Consider the following 17443-nt stretch of genomic DNA (forward strand, 5'->3'; position numbering starts at 1 on the left):
ATTTTGGTGGTTTTGTTACAAAAAAGCTCCGATTTCAGGGCTTTTTAATCTATTTGGTCATTTCAGTAAAATACTTATAAAAATAAGGGATGGTTTCAATGCCTTTTAAGTAGTTCCATACACCAAAGTGTTCATTTGGCGAATGAATGGCATCACTATCCAATCCAAAACCCATTAAAATAGTTTTACTTTTCAACACTTGCTCAAAAAGAGCAACAATGGGAATACTTCCTCCTGTTCGCTCAGGAATAGGAGTTTTTCCGAAGGTGGTTTCATATGCCCTAGCGGCAGCTTTGTAGCCAATACTGTCTGTTTTAGTTACGTATGGGAGTCCACCATGATGTGGAGTGACTTTGACCTTTACGCTTTTAGGCGCTATGGATTCAAAGTGTTTCATAAAGAGTTCAGTGATTTCATCTGGATCTTGATCGGGCACCAAACGCATGGATATTTTTGCATAGGCCTTGCTAGCAATTACCGTTTTAGCTCCTTCGCCGGTATATCCACCCCAGATTCCGTTCACATCCAACGTTGGACGAATGGAATATCTCTCGGAAGTAGTAAAACCTTTCTCTCCATAAACATCAGCAATGTCCAGGGCATTTTTATAAGCTTCGATGCTGAAGGGGGCTTTGGCCATTTCGGCCCTTTCTTCAGTGGATACTTCTTCAACCTTATCATAAAAACCAGGAATGGTGATATGATTATTTTCATCGTGCAAGGAGGCAATCATTTTGTTTAAAACATTGATTGGATTGGGTACTGCACCTCCGTAGATTCCTGAATGTAGGTCACGGTTCGGACCGGTTACCTCGACTTCAACATAGCTTAACCCTCTTAAACCAGTAGTTATCGATGGTACATCGTTGGCCATCATGCCAGTATCTGAAATCAAAATAATATCGTTGGACAACTTTTCTTTGTGATCTTCCAGAAAATCTGCCAAGCTATCACTGCCCACCTCTTCTTCACCTTCGATCATGAATTTGACATTGCAGGGCAATTGGTTGTTTTTGATCATAAATTCCACCGCTTTCACATGCATAAACATCTGGCCTTTATCATCACAAGATCCACGGGCGAAAAAGGCGCCATTGGGATGAAGTTCAGTTTTTTTGATCACAGGCTCAAAAGGAGGCGAATCCCAAAGATTCATAGGATCGGGTGGCTGCACATCGTAATGGCCATATACCAAAATGGTGGGTAGTTTTGGGTCGATTATTTTTTCACCGTAAACCACAGGGTATCCTTTGGTGTCGCAAATTTCGGTGTTTTCACAACCAGCTTCTATAAGCGATTTTTTAACAAGACGTGCAGTTTCCAAAACATCTTGGGAAAAAGCAGTATCAGCACTGATTGAAGGTATTTTTAGAAGTTCGACCAACTCAGAAATAAATCGGTCTTTGTGAGTAGTAATATAATCTTTTATTTGTTCCATGGATTAGTTTAAATGGATGCTAAAAATACAAAAAACAAGTTTTTAAGAAAGCGTGTATTTGTGAATCGGAAAATTGATTTATATTTGCACTCCTTTTGCGGGCGTGGTGGAATTGGTAGACACGCTAGACTTAGGATCTAGGCAAGAAAAAGTTCATAAAAATATTTAAATGCGGATGTGGTGGAATTGGTAGACACGCCAGACTTAGGATCTGGTGCCGCGAGGCGTGGGGGTTCGACTCCCTTCATCCGCACTAAAAGCTCTCAAATTTTTGAGGGCTTTTTTTGTTTAAAAGCCATCCTATAAAATTCCTGGGTACAACATAGGTACAACATCAGGACTTTTTCGGCTAGCGACATGGATTACCATTATTTGATGTTATTTAATAATTTGCCACTCTAAATTTTAAACTGTCCTATTTTTAGGGAAGGCTACATAGTAACTATTCCAACTGCAAATGAAATAAAGGAAGTCAGTCCAAAAATGATTAAAACGATTTTAAAAATCCAATCATCAATATCGTTTAAGTTGACAATGAATTCGAACAATAAAGCAAGAGACCCTGCAGAAATAGTAGTTAGCAATAACAGTTTTCCCTCGGCATATTTTTGCCATCCGATTTGATTATTTAGAGCAAATCTTAAGGCGTCTATATCTTCAGAGCTAATTTTCTCCTCTTGTTCTTTGTCACTCATAGCTTTTCATAATTGTGCCTAACGACCCGCTAAACGTAGTTCCGGGATTTTTGTGGAAATATAGCAAAAACGTTCGACTGTCATGTGCGAAGGTGTCCTTGGTGTGGGGTGTATCGCACTTGACGGGCTGTCAAGGAGGCCGTTTGTCGGCCGTATCTTGTCGGTTTTTGCGTTATTGGGAATGAAAATTTCGGGGCCAAATTACTTATAGCCATTGTTAGCACCGTTACTTTTTACTTTGGATAATTTGATTCCAACCAAATCATAAAACCACCAACTAGTATAAGTGATGTAATGGAGCCATAGAACAAACCCCAGCCTATTTTTTTTAAACTATTCTTAGAATAGAACTTTAGTAAAAGTCCACAAACCAAGCTTATAATATAAACTGTAATTATTAAACTAAAGTCATCTAATAATTTAAAAATTGCAATTATAGAAATGTGAATTAGCAAAGTCAGAGCAAGTGATATTTTAGATAAATTAACCATCAATTAATATTTCAGTTGCTTTTAAATCATTCATTGTAACTGTTATTGTGTGATTTAAATCGTGCTCTGTTTCAAATGCAATTTCCCAAATTTTGGGCTCTTTTTCACAACGTGGCAAATACAAATACACAGCTTTAAATTCTTTACGAAAATCAGTAATATTAAAATCTTCTTTCCAATTTTGGAATTCACTTTCAATCAGAGGTTTTACTGAAGAAGTAATCTTTTCGTAATCCAATTCGATTAATCGAAAAAAAGTCCTTTTGTAATTGAGTCGGTCCAGTTTGATTACCCGCAATTCCGATTTCTATAATATTATCTGTCGGTTTAAAATGTCTTCTGCATTCAAAATAGTTCTTTTCAGGGTTTTTCTTGAATTCAGAAAATATCATTTCTCCGAATAATTGGTCATCAATTTTTATAGTCTTACTAAAAATAAAGTCAAATATCCCCATTCTTTTTTCGTATTGGTGCTAACGACCCGCTAAACGTAGTTCCGGGATTTTTGTGGAAATATAGCAAAAACGTTCGACTGTCATGTGCGAAGGTGTCCTGACTGGGTTGCCGGGTCTCGCATTCGACAGTCTGCCAAGAAGGCCGCCTGTCGGCCGTATCTTGTCGATTTTCCGATGAAGGACCAAGTTAATTAATTCCGTGGAATTTCTGTTTAGGAAATTCAGAAGTAATTAATTATACATGTTGTTAGGTTTAGTTTTTAAGAATGAATTTCCAAGTTTCACTTAAGAATTTTCCATTAAATCCAGAACTTCCTCCGAACATAATGAATTCATTATTTGATTGATCAAAACCAATTGCATGCGCTAACCTTGCTTGAGGTTTAGTTTCAGTATTAATTTGTGTCCAGATTTTCTTTTTTAATAACCATAACTCATTAGAAACGGAATTCTTATTGTCCCATCCACCAAACAAAATGGCATTACCATTATTGTCAAACTCCATAGCATGTGCCATTCTCGGACTAGGCTTAACTCCAGAATTTATTTCAATCCATTGAACACCATCAAATACCCACAAATCATTTAATAAGTTTTTACCATCATGTCCTCCAAAAAGATAAATATTTTCTGATATTTTATCATATTTTAGCGTATGACCAAATCGACCTTTAGGACCTAAAGAATTCAGTTTTTTCCATTCCTTTCCATTGAAGGACCAAGTATCATTAAAAACCATTTCATTATTTCTCCCGCCAAATAAAATTACGCTTCCAATTTTTTCATTGAATACCAGTGTATGGGCGCTTCTCTTCTCTGGGCTTTCAATTTTTAATTGTTTCCATGTGTTGTTTATATATACCCAATTGTCGTTTAATTCAATTCTTTCTTCTTTGCCTTCAGTTTCCTCAAATGCTCTACCTCCAAATAAAAATATTTGGTTAAAATTTTTCATATAAACATAACTATGATCCCATCTTTTTGTAGCGCCATTTCCAATTAGATTCCATTTACTGCCATTCCAACTCCAAAGATCATTGAAATCTTTAGTATCATTTTTGCCTCCAAATAGTATCAAATTATTATCAATAGAAATTAATTGAGAAATGTACCTTGGCTCTGGACCAATCGAAGAAGCAACTTCCCATTTGCTTGAACAAGAAGCTACTGAAACTATTAAAAAGAGTATTATAATTCTCATTGTAATGGAAATTAAACCTAACCACCCGCTAAACGTAGTTCCGGGATTTTTGTGGAAATATAGCAAAAACGTTCGACTGTCATGTGCGAAGGTGTCCTTGGTGTGGGGTGTATCGCACTTGACGGGCTGTCAAGGAGGCCGCCTGTCGGCCGTATCTTGTCGGTTTTTGCGTTATTGGGAACAAAAATATCGGGGCCAAATTACTTTTAGCCCCTGTTGGTGCACCACGGGGTTTGGATTGTTTGCCCCGTGCTTGGTTTTCCCTCGATGGGCAGCTAAGGGCTGTAATTTGGTTTAGCGGGTCGTTGGAGGACATTTCTTTTGGGGCGGGAGTGCATGGCACGTAGCAACAAAAGTCAGCTTTAGCTGAATGTGCTCCAACGGTCTCGGCTATGATTAGTGCGGGAATAAAAGTGGGCTTTTGTTTCCGTTTAAGCAATTAGCCGAATCTTTTTGTTTGTTTTTATTCTTTCTATTTAAAAGCCAAATCCAAAAGATTTGGCGGACACTCTAAATATACACAGACCTTAGCTTAAAGCCCCAAAACCCGTATTAATTATAGCCATTGTTGTGCAACGTATTTATATTTTTTTTATAATCCAATCCGTTATTTTTCCAATTCGAAAGATTAAAATCAACGCTATTATAGTCCTTAAAATATATTTAGGAGCACTGATATCAGGAATATCAGCGTTTTCATTTCCATTCAGTTTTGAGGCTAGTCCAACACAATATTCTATAAAGTCAGGTGCGAGATAAATTGAAGTAGCTAACCAAACAATTCCAACTGCCATTAAAATGACTTTACTTAACGATTTAGGGCTTAATTCCGCAATTATTTCTTTATCTGTTTTGATTAGTTTCTTAGAAATCCATTCCGCTTTCAAGAACAGAAATAGAGAAACAACAATATTCGCTAAAGTCAGAAATGTTCCAGTGAAATAGAACTTGTCAATAGGTTCTTTCAATAATTCGGCAAAATGAGACATTGCTGCAGTACTATAAACCGAAAGGAAATATGAACCAAAATGGTCAAATATTTTAATGAATAAAAATATTCCAGCTATTCTTAAAGTTAGAGCTGTTAAAATTCGATTCGTCATTAATTTTTCGTTTTTTGGATATGTTGCACAAGGACCCGCTAAACGTAGTTCCGGGATTTTTGTGGAAATATAGCAAAAACGTTCGACTGTCATGTGCGAAGGTGTCCTTGGTGTGGGGTGTATCGCACTTGACGGGCTGTCAAGGAGGCCGTTTGTCGGCCGTATCTTGTCGGTTTTTGCGTTATTGGGAACAAAAATTTCGTGGCCAAATTACTTTTAGCCACTGTTGGTGCACCACGGGGTTTGGATTGTTTGCCCCGTGCTTGGTTTTCCCTCGATGGGCAGCTAAGGGCTGCAATTTGGTTTAGCGGGTCGTTGGAGGACATTTCTTTTGGGGCGGGAGTGCATGGCACGTAGCAACAAAAGTCAGCTTTAGCTGAATGTGCTCCAACGGTTGGGCTAAGGTTCGTTGCTGTGATTCGTCCGAAGGACAATCCAGCCGAACCTAAAGATAGCTTTTTGCGCGTGATTTCCGTTTAGGAAATCCGCAAGCAATGAATTTTAGGCTTTGTTGTATGCAGTTTTTATATTCCGCCAAAATCAGCTTTTTCGAAAACGAGACCATTCAATTCCTTATCGAATTTATAATGAGCTTTAAGTCCACCTGAGTTCGCTAATTCCAAGTTCTTTTTATGATAATAGGCATTGAAGGGTATAACATTGACAAAAAAAGTTCCTTTTCCTATTCTTAGGGGAACAATCCGAATCAAATACATTTTTCCACTTTTCTTTTTGATTGTCTCAACTTGTTCAGTCGGACCGAGAAATTCAATTTTATAGTTCAGAACTGTGTCGGGTAATCTATCAGTAAACAGGTTTTTTTCTACATACAATATTCCATTATCTGCAACAGAACTACCAACTAATTCCGCCATTTTTTTCAATGAGTGATAGTAAATATTCGTAGAATCTCTCTTTTCTGTGTCAAAAATCGTTTGGGAAAAAACAAAGTTTCCAATAAACAGAATAGTCAGAAATAAAATCGATTTTTTCATTTTGTCAAATTGCATACAACGACCCGCTAAACGTAGTTCCGGGATTTTTGTGGAAATATAGTAAAATCGTTCGACTGTCGTGTGCGAAGCTGTCCTGACTGGGTTGCCGGGTCTCGCATTCGACGGTCTGCCAAGAAGGCCGCCTGTCGGCCGTATCTTGTCGATTTTGCGGTATTGGGAACAAAAATTTCGGGGCCAAATTACTTTTAGCCACTGTTGGTGCACCACGGGGTTTGGATTGTTTGCCCCGTGCTTGGTTTTCCCTCGATGGGCAGCTAAGGGCTGTAATTTGGTTTAGCGGGTCGTTGGAGGACATTTCTTTTGGGGCGGGAGTGCATGGCACGTAGCAACAAAAGTCGGCTTTAGCTGAATGTGCTCCAACGTGTTCGTGTATGGTTTGTTGCGTTTGAGCCTAGCGACTCGTTAGGCTTGCCGAGACAGCCTGAAAGGTAGGCAAACGCGCTGGAAAAGGAGCAAGGCTTGACTTGTAACTTTTCCGAAAACTAAATATACAAAAATGAGTTCAACTCGTCCACTTATACACTTGCGCAGCAATGGACTATACACGTTGTTGTGCTTAGTACTTTTTCGGTTCATATTCATAGATGTTTTTCCAAACTTCTTCTCCTAAATGATTAAAGCGAGTTTCTTCTTTAATAAGCCCATTTTCATAATAGAGGTATTCAGTCCGATTATTATTCACGCTATATGAAGTGTGTTTATCTATTTTATGCTCATTACTTACTATTGTACGTGTTTTTATTTTATTTAATTCGTTAAATGAAAAAATCTCTATTTCATATTTATCTGCAAGCCTTCTTGATATTTCCAAAAGGTTATTGTTTTTATCATAAGTGTATTTTCCAATCCAAATAGTATCAGTGTTATAGGTTTCTATTTCTTTGATAATTTGATTTTCTAAATATTCATATTTTTTCCAAATTTCAAAGTATTCTCCATTAACAAGATTGTTTCCACTATGAATATGTTCTCTTGTGAGTTGATTTTTTGAATTGTAAAATCTTGTTTGTTTGAATTTGATTGTATCTCTATCAACTATTGAGTCAGAAGTGTAATATGTTCCAATAAAGTTGTTGTTTTTGTCATAAAAAAGAAGTTTTCTCTGACTTCTAAAACCATTAGTTTCAATTAGATTATTATTGTCATCATAAATTAATTTTGTTCGATATTCGAATCCAACTGTTTCAATTAATAAACTGTCTTTTGAATAATATTTAATTCCTTCTAAATTTTCTTCTGAAACCTTATCGGAATATTTAAGTTGTTTATAAGCAAAGTCAATTTGATTGCTAATGTCAGCAAATTCATTTCTTGATTGACAACTTGAAATGATAATTAAAAGTAATAAGAATGGTTTAAGACGATTCATTTTCGGTATTAAGCACAAAAATATCGGGGCCAAATTACTTTTAGCCCCTGTTGGTGCACCACGGGGTTTGGATTGTTTGCCCCGTGCTTGGTTTTCCCTCGATGGGCAGCTAAGGGCTGTAATTTGGTTTAGCGGGTCGTTGGAGGACATTTCTTTTGGGGCGGGAGTGCATGGCACGTAGCAACAAAAGTCAGCTTTAGCTGAATGTGCTCCAACGTCTCGGCTATGATTAGTACGGGAATTAAAAGTAATTAATTTCCGATTAAGCACTTAGCCAAAACTTTTTATTTTGTTTTATTTTTTTCTTCATAAAGCCAAATCAAAAGATTTGGCGGACTTAGTTAAAAAGCACTACACCTTTGGGTTAAGCACCAAAACCCGTATTAATTATAGCCATTGTTGTACACAGTTTTTTTTCGTTTTATTATTTCAAATATTCCTAAAGTCAAAATTGTAATTATTAATCCTTGAAGAAATATCATTCCAATTCCGAATGCGAATAAATCTATTAATTCAGCATTTCCATTTCCAGGTAAATAATCTCGATGAAAACTAGTCACAATTATTACAAAACGCTCAAAATACATTCCACTTTTCATTCCAAATACGACTAAAAGCACATACCAAAATTTTGATGCTAGTTTTTTAATGAACAAAGTCAGAGGTAAAATTAAAGCAGATAAAAACATTATCCAATATGCCCAAGCATAAGGTCTAGTTGCTCGATTAATAAAAGCATATTCATCTGGATTATCAGTCGTTGCTATTCCTATTAGATAGAAAGTCCAAGTGATTATTGTATAGAAAATAATTGTCCAGCGAACTAAATTCAGCACTTTTTTTGTTTCAAATCGGTTTTTAAAAAATAGTTCTACAAGTATTAAAATCAGAATTATTGGAACCAGACAGTTAATCAGATTCGCGTCAACTATTTCAATAATCCTTTTATATAATTCCATTTTTTGTTTTTCTCAGGATTTTTCTCAAATTGTGTACAACGACCCGCTAAACGTAGTTCCGGGATTTTTGTGGAAATATAGTAAAATCGTTCGACTGTCGTGTGCGAAGCTGTCCTGACTGGGTTGCCGGGTCTCGCATTCGACAGTCTGCCAAGAAGGCCGCCTGTCGGCCGTATCTTGTCGATTTTGCGGTATTGGGAACAAAAATTTCGGGGCCAAATTACTTTTAGCCACTGTTGGTGCACCACGGGGTTTGGATTGTTTGCCCCGTGCTTGGTTTTCCCTCGATGGGCAGCTAAGGGCTGTAATTTGGTTTAGCGGGTCGTTGGAGGACATTTCTTTTGGGGCGGGAGTGCATGGCACGTAGCAACAAAAGTCGGCTTTAGCTGAATGTGCTCCAACGTTCGGGCTATGAAGCGTAGGAACGGTTTGATTGGTTAGGCCTATGCTTTATAGCCATTGTTGTGCACTGTTTTTTATTCCATTTTTTAATTCATCCGAGGTTAATTCAAGTCCATCAATTTTCATTAACGTTTTAAAGTCCGCTCCAAAATATTTTTGATGGGGTTTACTTGAAAGCCAAGAAAGTTCGTTTTCTCGTCCATCGAAAATGAACTTGTGATTTTGTCCTTTAATTCGATATGCAAGGACTCCATTTCCAAAACTGTAAGGTTCAAAATGATATTCCTGTAATTGAAATTCCGCAATCGAATTGAGTTTCGTTTCTATATCGTTTCTAAAATTCTCAAATGTCATTTTCTTAATCCCATTTCTGCATATGCGTGAAACTCGCAAATTGCCATTTCCTTTAAGGCATTTTTATCGCAACCAACCCAAGTACATTTTTTATCACTGATTCCACGATGCTTTTTCAGTAATTCTATTCTTAATTCTCGGTCTTCAAATTCAGTCCAATTTTCAGTCGATTCAAGTTTTACAAAGAACTGTTCTTGGTATTTATCCCATTCATCGAGTCTCCAAAATGAATTGTCGGATTTGTTTTGATACAAAATGAACCAACTTTTTCGGTCAATTAACTCAAATTCCGATTCAATTCTTTTGAGAATATTCTTGTCGGCATAATATATTTTTTCAGTTAGTTCGCTCATTTTTTAAATAGTGCACAACGACCCGCTAAACGTAGTTCCGGGATTTTTGTGGAAATATAGCAAAAACGTTCGACTGTCATGTGCGAAGGTGTCCTTGGTGTGGGGTGTATCGCACTTGACGGGCTGTCAAGGAGGCCGCCTGTCGGCCGTATCTTGTCGGTTTTTGCGTTATTGGGAACAAAAATATCGGGGCCAAATTACTTTTAGCCCCTGTTGGTGCACCACGGGGTTTGGATTGTTTGCCCCGTGCTTGGTTTTCCCTCGATGGGCAGCTAAGGGCTGTAATTTGGTTTAGCGGGTCGTTGGAGGACATTTCTTTTGGGGCGGGAGTGCATGGCACGTAGCAACAAAAGTCAGCTTTAGCTGAATGTGCTCCAACGGTTTCGTATAACCGTCAGTTACGGGTTTTAAATTACTATTTTTCGATTAAGCACAGACGCTCGCAATTCCGAGTGGATTCGGACGTAGTCGAATCCGCCGTAATTGCGGTTATACATTGTTGTGCAACGTTTTTTATTATTTTATTTACCACGAATGAAAATAATACATAAAACTCCCATCGCTTTTTAAATATAGTGTAAATCTTTCTCCTTCCGAATACATATGAGCAACAGTCGCAATAGAATTGTATTCCATTGGGTTTTCGGTAAAATGTAATTCGGTTAAATTTCTGTCCGACAATCCAGTAATTGACTTCTGCCAGATTGTGTTTCCGTTTTTATCTTTACTTGCAAGTATTGTTTTGCCATTAGCTTTTGAAACAACTAAAGTTCCAAATTCAGTTTCCTGCGTTTTGATTGGTTTTAATTCCGATTTTTCTGTATAGTCAACTCCGTAAAAAGGTCCGTCATCAAAAGTTGTTGTCATTTTAGGCAGATATTCCACATTTTCGACTTGAGAATAGAAGTCAGTACGTAAGAAGTCAATTTTTTCAGTGATTGATTTTTGTAGAAATTCGGTCGAGTCAATTTCTCTAATTTTCAAATAGATTTTTGAAATTTTATTAAAATAACTTGTATCAATATTTTTATTACAATTTGGATGATATTCTTTTAATTGATAGACAATCATTGGAATAATGAAATTGGTTTTAATTTCAGATTGACCTCTGTCTTTAGCAAAATCCATTTTCGATAGTCCATCAAGCTCAGATTCAGGCCATTTTATAATTTCCATTTTGTCTAACCCAAAAAAGTCGAGATACTTTATTTCGTAACAGTCTTTAGATTCTTGTCCGAATAAAGTCAGATTTATAGTTAAAAATAATATTGTTAAAATTCGATTTCTCATTTTTTGGTCAAATGTTGCACAACGACCCGCTAAACGTAGTTCCGGGATTTTTGTGGAAATATAGCAAAAACGTTCGACTGTCATGTGCGAAGGTGTCCTTGGTGTGGGGTGTATCGCACTTGACGGGCTGTCAAGGAGGCCGTTTGTCGGCCGTATCTTGTCGATTTTGCGTTATTGGGAACAAAAATATCGGGGCCAAATTACTTTTAGCCCCTGTTGGTGCACCACGGGGTTTGGATTGTTTGCCCCGTGCTTGGTTTTCCCTCGATGGGCAGCTAAGGGCTGTAATTTGGTTTAGCGGGTCGTTGGAGGACATTTCTTTTGGGGCGGGAGTGCATGGCACGTAGCAACAAAAGTCAGCTTTAGCTGAATGTGCTCCAACGTGTTTGTGTATGGTTAGTTGCGTTTAGCAACTAAGATAGCAAAAGGGGACGAGTCTGAGGGAAATTCGGAGAATTTTCCGATTGGCAAGTAGAAACTCTAGCAATTAATTATACACGTTGTTATGTGCTGGCCTTAATTCCGTAATATTCTAACCAATTTAACGGTTCAGTCAGAGAATGTTTATTAAATTCTAAGTGTATTACTCTTCTTTTCTTGCCATTTGTTGTTCTGCTCGAAGCGTGTAAAGTCAGAGGTTTCATTAACATTGCTCCACCTTTTTCTACTTCACAAATAAATTCGTTTTCCGTATTCCAATCTTTAGAATCGTATCGAATTATTCCATTCGAGTGAGATTTTGGTATTACTTTTAAAGCTCCGTTATTTTTGTTTGTTTTATCCAAATGAATTCGCACTGTTATTGTGTCTTGTAAAATTTCAATTGGTGGTTGAACTCCGTATTGCCCTTTTTTAAAAGTCCAATTCGAGTAGTTTTCCAAATCTGCTTTATTGTCAACTGAAATGCTTAAATCTTGGTGATAAGCAACAAACCAATTTGATCCACTCGGTTTATCAAAATAGATTGCTTTTGTCAGGAAATAATCGGATTCGGAAAGCTCAGAGAGTAGCTCAGTCAGCTTTTTGTTGAACAACAAATCGCTTAATTCTGGAACATTTTTGATAAGCTGTCTAATTGCAAACAAGTCTTTCGTTTTCATAAACGAATTTCCATCCTGTTCAGCATTTTCGATGCAGTCTAAAATTTTGTTTATTTCCTGTTCAGAATACAAATCAGATAAAACGGAATATCCATTTTCGTTAAGTTCTATTTTGTTCTTTGCGTAGTTCATTCCTCAGCTTGCACATAACGGTCTTGTGTATGGCTCGTTGCGGAAAATCAGCTATGATTTTCCGCCATAACCCAAAGATAGCGAATAAGCGTTGAATTCCGAATAGGAATTCAGCCGCAATGAGCTATACACGTTGTTGTACCACGTTATTTCTTTGATACCAAATCTTCAGCTTCTTTGCTATAGTTCCAAAATTCGACACCTTTTTTTCTTAAATTTTCTCTCTGCTCGTTATTAACTCGAAGCCATATACTTGTAGACTTAATCGTTTTGGATTCCATTACAATTTGATATGCTTGTTCAGTTAATTTTTTTCTTACTGAAGCCTTAAAGTTTTCGGGGAAAAACAATAAAAATTCTTCAAGATTGGGAATTTGCGAAATTGAAGAAATACCGTTAAGCCTACTGTTGTTATCAACTTGGATTCTTTTTAATGATTTTAGTCCACTTAAATCCGGTAAAATGGACATTTCGGACATACCCTCAAAGCAAAGTTTCTCAAGATTCACAAGGTTTCTCAAAAATTGGTAGTTAGGAATTTGTCTTACTCGGCTTATTTCTAATTCTTTTAAACCATTTAGTTTTGAAACTGCATTTAGGTCTTTGTAACTGCCATAAAGCAGGTTTAATTCTTGAAGTTTTGTCAATTTTGTCAAAAAGTCAAGGTTATCCAATTTCACACCACGAAACGATAATGTTTGTAGATTCGATAAATGTTTAACGTTCTCCAATCCTTTTTTCATTCCGTCAACATACAATGATTCTAAATCCGTAAACTCTTTTATGAATGATATATCAACAGCTTTGGATTTAGTTTCCTCTATTCCAAAGTGTTTAAGCTTTGGATTCGTTTTCAGTATAGAATAGTCTTTTATATTGTAAGTGGCGATTGTAAATTTTCTAATATTCGGAATAAGCTTATAAAAGGATAAATCTTGACATTTATACCAAAGAACTCTTAATCCAATATCTGGATACTTACTGAAGAATTCATTAAGTGTTTCCCATGTTTGCTTTTGCGGATTTGGAAATTGAAATAGTTGTAATGAGTGAATATTCTTTTCCGCTATGATTTTCGGGATATCAGATTTTTTGAGGTCAGAATGGATATTTATGTTTCCACTAAAATTTCCCCATTTCTTTTTTCTGTTAAATATTCCCATTAATTATCTCGGTTCTTTAATGTCCTCCAACGACCCGCTAAACGTAGTTCCGGGATTTTTGTGGAAATATAGTAAAATCGTTCGACTGTCGTGTGCGAAGCTGTCCTGACTGGGTTGCCGGGTCTCGCATTCGACGGTCTGCCAAGAAGGCCGCCTGTCGGCCGTATCTTGTCGATTTTGCGGTATTGGGAACAAAAATATCGGGGCCAAATTACTTTTAGCCCCTGTTGGTGCACCACGGGGTTTGGATTGTTTGCCCCGTGCTTGGTTTTCCCTCGATGGGCAGCTAAGGGCTGTAATTTGGTTTAGCGGGTCGTTGGAGGACATTTCTTTTGGGGCGGGAGTGCATGGCACGTAGCAACAAAAGTCGGCTTTAGCTGAATGTGCTCCAACGTTTAGTATATGGCAAGTAGGGCAATAGAAAGCGATAAACTTTCAGGTTTGCTCTGAGCCAAATCGTTGTATTTTGTTTTTAATTTATTCATTTTAAAAGCCAAATCAACGATTTGGCGGTGTTGGTAAATAGTACTGAACTTTCTTAAACCACTGAACGCCCTATTTGCTATATACAGTGTTGTGTACAGTTTTCTTTTCGAATTCGCTTTTCAGTTTCTTTAATTTCTTAACTATTACATCACGATTTTTACTTGACTTAACCCACTGAGGTAAATTTGTTATCATCGAATATTTATGCCTGCCATCATCTTCTCTAAGTTTGGCTTCAACATATTTATTTAAATAATCTAGGTGGTCGATATTATACAGCCAAAGTATATTGTCTTTTATGGTTGTTTGAAGCCAAAGGTCGAATCCAAAATAAGGGTCAGTTGGTTTGTCATTTCTATAGCGATACCATTGAATCTCATATTCTCGCGTAGCTTTACAAGCGTCACATGTAATTTCTGAAGTTTCATATGGTTCTTGTGTCGGCTGTGTTGAGTGAGATATTGCACTTCCGCAATTTCCGCATGCTCTGTTAATAAACCCCTGAACATAGCCTGACCAACTTTTCTCGTCCGCTTCTTGAAATCCACAAGATTTGCAGTTACATACAGATTTATGACCTGTTGGAAATGGTATTGTATATTTCGGTAATTCGGTCTTAACCAAAGCAGGTTCCGAGCACTTTGGACACTTAACCCAAATCTCTTCACTAAAATAAACTGTTGGATATGCTGGTTTACTGAATTTCATTTTTATCTATTGTACACAACGACCCGCTAAACGTAGTTCCGGGATTTTTGTGGAAATATAGCAAAAACGTTCGACTGTCATGTGCGAAGGTGTCCTTGGTGTGGGGTGTATCGCACTTGACGGGCTGTCAAGGAGGCCGCCTGTCGGCCGTATCTTGTCGGTTTTTGCGTTATTGGGAACAAAAATATCGGGGCCAAATTACTTTTAGCCCCTGTTGGTGCACCACGGGGTTTGGATTGTTTGCCCCGTGCTTGGTTTTCCCTCGATGGGCAGCTAAGGGCTGTAATTTGGTTTAGCGGGTCGTTGGAGGACATTTCTTTTGGGGCGGGAGTGCATGGCACGTAGCAACAAAAGTCAGCTTTAGCTGAATGTGCTCCAACGGTGAGTATAAGATGTCGTAGCAGACGATAGGAAGCTATGCATTCTTATACAATGTTGTAGCGCGTTTTTATTTTTTCATTCCATTTTATTCCCTTAGCTGAAATCGCCAGAACTTCTTTTCTGCTAATTTCTTTCCAAGGAATATTTCTATCGTCATATTCAATTATTTGATATTGTCTTTCGCAATTTTTCCAATTGGTGCAGGGACATTTATTTGGCTTTTCTGCGTAAGGAATTTTTGCTCTTTCTTTCAAGATTTCCAAAGCTTGTTCAAAAGTCTCAAATTTTCCGTCTTGTGGTTCTGCGTGTATTTCGTCTTCTATTTTAAACATTGATTTTTAGGTTCCGATTTGTCCGTGAATGAAAAGTCCGAGAAGCAGAATAAGAGTTGAGCCGAAAGATATGGCTGTCAATTTTTTCTGTCCTTTTATTACTGTCCAAGTGGTAAAAAGCAAAACGGTCAGAAATATTATTCCCCAAATCAAGTTTACTGTTGAGTAAAGTTCAGCTGTTTTGTAATAATAAGGTGTTGGGCCTTCTCCGCCAAAAGGGTATTCTGCTGTTCGTCCTTGAATTTTCACGATATACCACTCCGAGAAATTCATAAGAGCCAAAAATCCATTAAGGATTAATGTCAATGAACTCAATATGATATTTGTCGGTCTATTCATTTTAATATCTGCTGTCTTTTTTCAAATGCGCTACAACGACCCGCTAAACGTAGTTCCGGGATTTTTGTGGAAATATAGTAAAATCGTTCGACTGTCGTGTGCGAAGCTGTCCTGACTGGGTTGCCGGGTCTCGCATTCGACGGTCTGCCAAGAAGGCCGCCTGTCGGCCGTATCTTGTCGATTTTGCGGTATTGGGAACAAAAATATCGGGGCCAAATTACTTTTAGCCCCTGTTGGTGCACCACGGGGTTTGGATTGTTTGCCCCGTGCTTGGTTTTCCCTCGATGGGCAGCTAAGGGCTGTAATTTGGTTTAGCGGGTCGTTGGAGGACATTTCTTTTGGGGCGGGAGTGCATGGCACGTAGCAACAAAAGTCGGCTTTAGCTGAATGTGCTCCAACTTGTTTATATGCTGAACTTTCTTGGGCATATACATCTAATTTGGCTGGCTATGCGTAAGTTCTGGGAATTTTCGTTCAGCTTAGTTCTCATTGGATTTAATGGTTTTTAGTAGTGTACAAGATAGAGATTTATAGGCCATCAAATGGATTGTTGATATTTTTAAGGCTGTTTTCTGTGACATGGGTATAGATCATTGTTGTCTTGGGGCTATTATGGCCCAGAAGTTCTTGGATATAGCGGATGTCGGTTCCGTTTTCCAATAAATGGGTGGCAAAACTATGTCGGAGCGTGTGAAGCGTCACCTTTTTTTTGACTCCTGCAATCCTAACGGACCTCCTCAGCACACTTTGTGCACTGCTGCTGCTATATTGGTCGTTTCCCTGGCCTTCGAATAGATAGACCTTGGGCCTGAACTCTTTATAATATTTCCTGAGCAGGTACAAAAAACTTGTAGAAAGTAACGTGTACCTGTCTTTTTTTCCCTTGGCGCCCTTTACGTGTATAAGCATTCTGTAACTATCAATATCGTTTATTTTCAGGTTGATCGCCTCACCCACCCTTAGACCTCCTGAGTAGATAAGGCACAAAAGGCATTTGTGCTTAAGGTTATGGGTCACTTCCATGATGGCCTTTACCTCATCCTTACTAAGCACAACAGGTAGTTTTTTCTCTTTCCTGGGTCTTGTCAAGTTCAATTTCCCAACGTCCATGTTTTTATAGGCAAGGTATTTTTTAATACCGTTTATGCACTGGTTCTGGTATGAGATGGACTTTCCTTCCTTAACGATAAAATCATAATTGAACGATTCGATCAGCCGCTTTGTATAATCCTTTGCGCCCTTCAATATTGAGTATCTTACAAAAAACCTTGTTACTTCTATATAGGTATTGATTGTGTTATGGCTAAGTCTTTTTTCCTGTAGCCATCTTCTAAATTTCTCGAATTCCTGTTGATTTTCAACCGTAAGGCCTGGTAGTTTGATCTTTCCTTTGTTTGTCTTGGTGTTTTTAACTTTGGGGTTGAGCCCACTATAATCAATAAAACAATTTGCTTTTCGTAGATAGTCAAACAGCATTTTTTTGTTGGCTGAAGTCCGTTCGATATAAAATGTCCCATTGGAACCGCATTGTCCAATGCCAGGGAATTTTTTCAGATATGCCGTAAGGCCTTCATCTTTGTCAAAACTGATGGCAATCTGCTCTTTGCCCTCATGGGTCATGGGAAGGAATAATACTGTTTTCATAAGTAGGCATGTTTATCGCGTTCTTGGAAACT

At 37.7% G+C, this 17443-nt stretch carries 26 protein-coding genes and 1 tRNA gene; 1 reads left to right on the forward strand and 26 read right to left on the reverse strand.

The window, feature by feature from the left end; translation table 11 throughout:
• Positions 1-49 precede the first annotated feature (49 nt).
• Positions 50-1438 carry a dipeptidase gene (locus IAG46_RS13745; protein WP_190810965.1) on the reverse strand — a complete coding sequence of 463 codons (1389 nt, stop codon included), beginning with the start codon at positions 1436-1438 and terminating at the stop codon, positions 50-52.
• A gap of 171 nt (positions 1439-1609) precedes the next feature.
• Between IAG46_RS13745 and IAG46_RS13750 the strand changes: the two genes are divergently transcribed.
• A tRNA-Leu gene (locus IAG46_RS13750) sits at positions 1610-1691 on the forward strand.
• Positions 1692-1869: 178 nt separating this feature from the next.
• Here the strand turns inward: IAG46_RS13750 and IAG46_RS13755 are convergent.
• From IAG46_RS13755 to IAG46_RS13870, 25 genes are all read right to left on the reverse strand, one after another.
• The gene (locus IAG46_RS13755) at positions 1870-2133 is read right to left on the reverse strand and encodes a hypothetical protein (protein WP_190810966.1); all 264 of its coding nucleotides are present in this window, start codon (positions 2131-2133) and stop codon (positions 1870-1872) included.
• Positions 2134-2616: 483 nt separating this feature from the next.
• Positions 2617-2862 carry a hypothetical protein gene (locus tag IAG46_RS13760; RefSeq protein WP_190810967.1) on the reverse strand — a complete coding sequence of 82 codons (246 nt, stop codon included), beginning with the start codon at positions 2860-2862 and terminating at the stop codon, positions 2617-2619.
• A gap of 470 nt (positions 2863-3332) precedes the next feature.
• Positions 3333-4280 carry a kelch repeat-containing protein gene (locus IAG46_RS13765; protein WP_190810968.1) on the reverse strand — a complete coding sequence of 316 codons (948 nt, stop codon included), beginning with the start codon at positions 4278-4280 and terminating at the stop codon, positions 3333-3335.
• A gap of 79 nt (positions 4281-4359) precedes the next feature.
• Complete coding sequence (locus IAG46_RS13770; protein ID WP_190810969.1) at positions 4360-4719, reverse strand: hypothetical protein; 360 nt, start codon at positions 4717-4719, stop codon at positions 4360-4362.
• Between the two features lie 142 nt (positions 4720-4861).
• Positions 4862-5476: a hypothetical protein gene (locus IAG46_RS13775; RefSeq protein WP_223826713.1), complete on the reverse strand. Its 615-nt coding sequence runs from the start codon at positions 5474-5476 to the stop codon at positions 4862-4864.
• Positions 5473-5709 carry a hypothetical protein gene (locus tag IAG46_RS13780; RefSeq protein ID WP_190810970.1) on the reverse strand — a complete coding sequence of 79 codons (237 nt, stop codon included), beginning with the start codon at positions 5707-5709 and terminating at the stop codon, positions 5473-5475. Before IAG46_RS13780 ends, IAG46_RS13775 begins: the two co-directional genes overlap by 4 nt.
• A gap of 198 nt (positions 5710-5907) precedes the next feature.
• Positions 5908-6258 carry a hypothetical protein gene (locus tag IAG46_RS13785; RefSeq protein ID WP_190810971.1) on the reverse strand — a complete coding sequence of 117 codons (351 nt, stop codon included), beginning with the start codon at positions 6256-6258 and terminating at the stop codon, positions 5908-5910.
• Positions 6259-6382: 124 nt separating this feature from the next.
• Complete coding sequence (locus tag IAG46_RS13790; RefSeq protein WP_190810972.1) at positions 6383-6694, reverse strand: hypothetical protein; 312 nt, start codon at positions 6692-6694, stop codon at positions 6383-6385.
• A gap of 261 nt (positions 6695-6955) precedes the next feature.
• On the reverse strand, positions 6956-7918 hold the full coding sequence (locus IAG46_RS13795) for a hypothetical protein (protein ID WP_190810973.1): 963 nt from the start codon (positions 7916-7918) through the stop codon (positions 6956-6958).
• Between the two features lie 233 nt (positions 7919-8151).
• Positions 8152-8727, reverse strand: a complete 576-nt coding sequence (locus IAG46_RS13800) for a hypothetical protein (protein ID WP_190810974.1) — start codon at positions 8725-8727, stop codon at positions 8152-8154.
• 24 nt (positions 8728-8751) lie between these two features.
• Positions 8752-9063: a hypothetical protein gene (locus IAG46_RS17695; protein WP_223826714.1), complete on the reverse strand. Its 312-nt coding sequence runs from the start codon at positions 9061-9063 to the stop codon at positions 8752-8754.
• A 114-nt stretch (positions 9064-9177) separates the two neighbouring features.
• Complete coding sequence (locus IAG46_RS13805; protein ID WP_190810975.1) at positions 9178-9483, reverse strand: hypothetical protein; 306 nt, start codon at positions 9481-9483, stop codon at positions 9178-9180.
• Positions 9480-9836, reverse strand: a complete 357-nt coding sequence (locus IAG46_RS13810; protein ID WP_190810976.1) for a hypothetical protein — start codon at positions 9834-9836, stop codon at positions 9480-9482. The genes IAG46_RS13805 and IAG46_RS13810 overlap by 4 nt, the downstream gene beginning before the upstream one ends.
• Positions 9837-9912: 76 nt before the next feature.
• On the reverse strand, positions 9913-10149 hold the full coding sequence (locus IAG46_RS13815) for a hypothetical protein (RefSeq protein WP_190810977.1): 237 nt from the start codon (positions 10147-10149) through the stop codon (positions 9913-9915).
• A 212-nt stretch (positions 10150-10361) separates the two neighbouring features.
• The gene (locus tag IAG46_RS13820; RefSeq protein ID WP_190810978.1) at positions 10362-11210 is read right to left on the reverse strand and encodes a hypothetical protein; all 849 of its coding nucleotides are present in this window, start codon (positions 11208-11210) and stop codon (positions 10362-10364) included.
• 46 nt (positions 11211-11256) lie between these two features.
• Positions 11257-11442 (reverse strand): hypothetical protein, encoded by a 186-nt coding sequence (locus tag IAG46_RS13825; protein WP_190810979.1) that lies wholly within the window; start codon positions 11440-11442, stop codon positions 11257-11259.
• A gap of 187 nt (positions 11443-11629) precedes the next feature.
• The gene (locus IAG46_RS13830) at positions 11630-12358 is read right to left on the reverse strand and encodes a phytanoyl-CoA dioxygenase family protein (protein WP_190810980.1); all 729 of its coding nucleotides are present in this window, start codon (positions 12356-12358) and stop codon (positions 11630-11632) included.
• A gap of 146 nt (positions 12359-12504) precedes the next feature.
• The gene (locus tag IAG46_RS13835; RefSeq protein ID WP_190810981.1) at positions 12505-13521 is read right to left on the reverse strand and encodes a hypothetical protein; all 1017 of its coding nucleotides are present in this window, start codon (positions 13519-13521) and stop codon (positions 12505-12507) included.
• Between the two features lie 3 nt (positions 13522-13524).
• On the reverse strand, positions 13525-13848 hold the full coding sequence (locus IAG46_RS13840) for a hypothetical protein (RefSeq protein WP_190810982.1): 324 nt from the start codon (positions 13846-13848) through the stop codon (positions 13525-13527).
• Positions 13849-14076: 228 nt separating this feature from the next.
• A complete protein-coding gene (locus IAG46_RS13845) occupies positions 14077-14715 on the reverse strand; it encodes a hypothetical protein (protein WP_190810983.1) in 639 nt (212 codons plus the stop codon).
• 77 nt (positions 14716-14792) lie between these two features.
• A complete protein-coding gene (locus IAG46_RS13850; protein WP_190810977.1) occupies positions 14793-15029 on the reverse strand; it encodes a hypothetical protein in 237 nt (78 codons plus the stop codon).
• A 111-nt stretch (positions 15030-15140) separates the two neighbouring features.
• Entirely contained in the window at positions 15141-15428 is a 288-nt protein-coding gene (locus IAG46_RS13855) for a hypothetical protein (protein WP_190810984.1), read from the reverse strand.
• 6 nt (positions 15429-15434) lie between these two features.
• Positions 15435-15734: a hypothetical protein gene (locus IAG46_RS13860; protein WP_223826715.1), complete on the reverse strand. Its 300-nt coding sequence runs from the start codon at positions 15732-15734 to the stop codon at positions 15435-15437.
• A gap of 63 nt (positions 15735-15797) precedes the next feature.
• A complete protein-coding gene (locus IAG46_RS13865; RefSeq protein ID WP_190810986.1) occupies positions 15798-16100 on the reverse strand; it encodes a hypothetical protein in 303 nt (100 codons plus the stop codon).
• Between the two features lie 195 nt (positions 16101-16295).
• A complete protein-coding gene (locus IAG46_RS13870; protein WP_190810987.1) occupies positions 16296-17411 on the reverse strand; it encodes a tyrosine-type recombinase/integrase in 1116 nt (371 codons plus the stop codon).
• Positions 17412-17443 lie beyond the last annotated feature (32 nt).

It is taken from the genome of Flagellimonas sp. S3867 (assembly GCF_014698935.1).
Classification (GTDB): Bacteria; Bacteroidota; Bacteroidia; order Flavobacteriales; family Flavobacteriaceae; genus Flagellimonas.

What these genes read in the sequence shown, in the direction of transcription:
- IAG46_RS13745 (WP_190810965.1), bottom strand. Translation starts at nt 1,438, where the DNA reads ATGGAACAAATAAAAGATTATATTACTACTCACAAAGACCGATTTATT.
- IAG46_RS13755 (WP_190810966.1), bottom strand. Translation starts at nt 2,133, where the DNA reads ATGAGTGACAAAGAACAAGAGGAGAAAATTAGCTCTGAAGATATAGAC.
- IAG46_RS13765 (WP_190810968.1), bottom strand. Translation starts at nt 4,280, where the DNA reads ATGAGAATTATAATACTCTTTTTAATAGTTTCAGTAGCTTCTTGTTCA.
- IAG46_RS13775 (WP_223826713.1), bottom strand. Translation starts at nt 5,476, where the DNA reads ATGACAGTCGAACGTTTTTGCTATATTTCCACAAAAATCCCGGAACTA.
- IAG46_RS13780 (WP_190810970.1), bottom strand. Translation starts at nt 5,709, where the DNA reads ATGTCCTCCAACGACCCGCTAAACCAAATTGCAGCCCTTAGCTGCCCA.
- IAG46_RS13785 (WP_190810971.1), bottom strand. Translation starts at nt 6,258, where the DNA reads ATGGCGGAATTAGTTGGTAGTTCTGTTGCAGATAATGGAATATTGTAT.
- IAG46_RS13790 (WP_190810972.1), bottom strand. Translation starts at nt 6,694, where the DNA reads ATGTCCTCCAACGACCCGCTAAACCAAATTACAGCCCTTAGCTGCCCA.
- IAG46_RS13795 (WP_190810973.1), bottom strand. Translation starts at nt 7,918, where the DNA reads ATGTCCTCCAACGACCCGCTAAACCAAATTACAGCCCTTAGCTGCCCA.
- IAG46_RS13800 (WP_190810974.1), bottom strand. Translation starts at nt 8,727, where the DNA reads ATGGAATTATATAAAAGGATTATTGAAATAGTTGACGCGAATCTGATT.
- IAG46_RS17695 (WP_223826714.1), bottom strand. Translation starts at nt 9,063, where the DNA reads ATGTCCTCCAACGACCCGCTAAACCAAATTACAGCCCTTAGCTGCCCA.
- IAG46_RS13805 (WP_190810975.1), bottom strand. Translation starts at nt 9,483, where the DNA reads ATGACATTTGAGAATTTTAGAAACGATATAGAAACGAAACTCAATTCG.
- IAG46_RS13810 (WP_190810976.1), bottom strand. Translation starts at nt 9,836, where the DNA reads ATGAGCGAACTAACTGAAAAAATATATTATGCCGACAAGAATATTCTC.
- IAG46_RS13815 (WP_190810977.1), bottom strand. Translation starts at nt 10,149, where the DNA reads ATGTCCTCCAACGACCCGCTAAACCAAATTACAGCCCTTAGCTGCCCA.
- IAG46_RS13820 (WP_190810978.1), bottom strand. Translation starts at nt 11,210, where the DNA reads ATGACAGTCGAACGTTTTTGCTATATTTCCACAAAAATCCCGGAACTA.
- IAG46_RS13825 (WP_190810979.1), bottom strand. Translation starts at nt 11,442, where the DNA reads ATGTCCTCCAACGACCCGCTAAACCAAATTACAGCCCTTAGCTGCCCA.
- IAG46_RS13830 (WP_190810980.1), bottom strand. Translation starts at nt 12,358, where the DNA reads ATGAACTACGCAAAGAACAAAATAGAACTTAACGAAAATGGATATTCC.
- IAG46_RS13835 (WP_190810981.1), bottom strand. Translation starts at nt 13,521, where the DNA reads ATGGGAATATTTAACAGAAAAAAGAAATGGGGAAATTTTAGTGGAAAC.
- IAG46_RS13840 (WP_190810982.1), bottom strand. Translation starts at nt 13,848, where the DNA reads ATGTCCTCCAACGACCCGCTAAACCAAATTACAGCCCTTAGCTGCCCA.
- IAG46_RS13845 (WP_190810983.1), bottom strand. Translation starts at nt 14,715, where the DNA reads ATGAAATTCAGTAAACCAGCATATCCAACAGTTTATTTTAGTGAAGAG.
- IAG46_RS13850 (WP_190810977.1), bottom strand. Translation starts at nt 15,029, where the DNA reads ATGTCCTCCAACGACCCGCTAAACCAAATTACAGCCCTTAGCTGCCCA.
- IAG46_RS13855 (WP_190810984.1), bottom strand. Translation starts at nt 15,428, where the DNA reads ATGTTTAAAATAGAAGACGAAATACACGCAGAACCACAAGACGGAAAA.
- IAG46_RS13865 (WP_190810986.1), bottom strand. Translation starts at nt 16,100, where the DNA reads ATGTCCTCCAACGACCCGCTAAACCAAATTACAGCCCTTAGCTGCCCA.
- IAG46_RS13870 (WP_190810987.1), bottom strand. Translation starts at nt 17,411, where the DNA reads ATGAAAACAGTATTATTCCTTCCCATGACCCATGAGGGCAAAGAGCAG.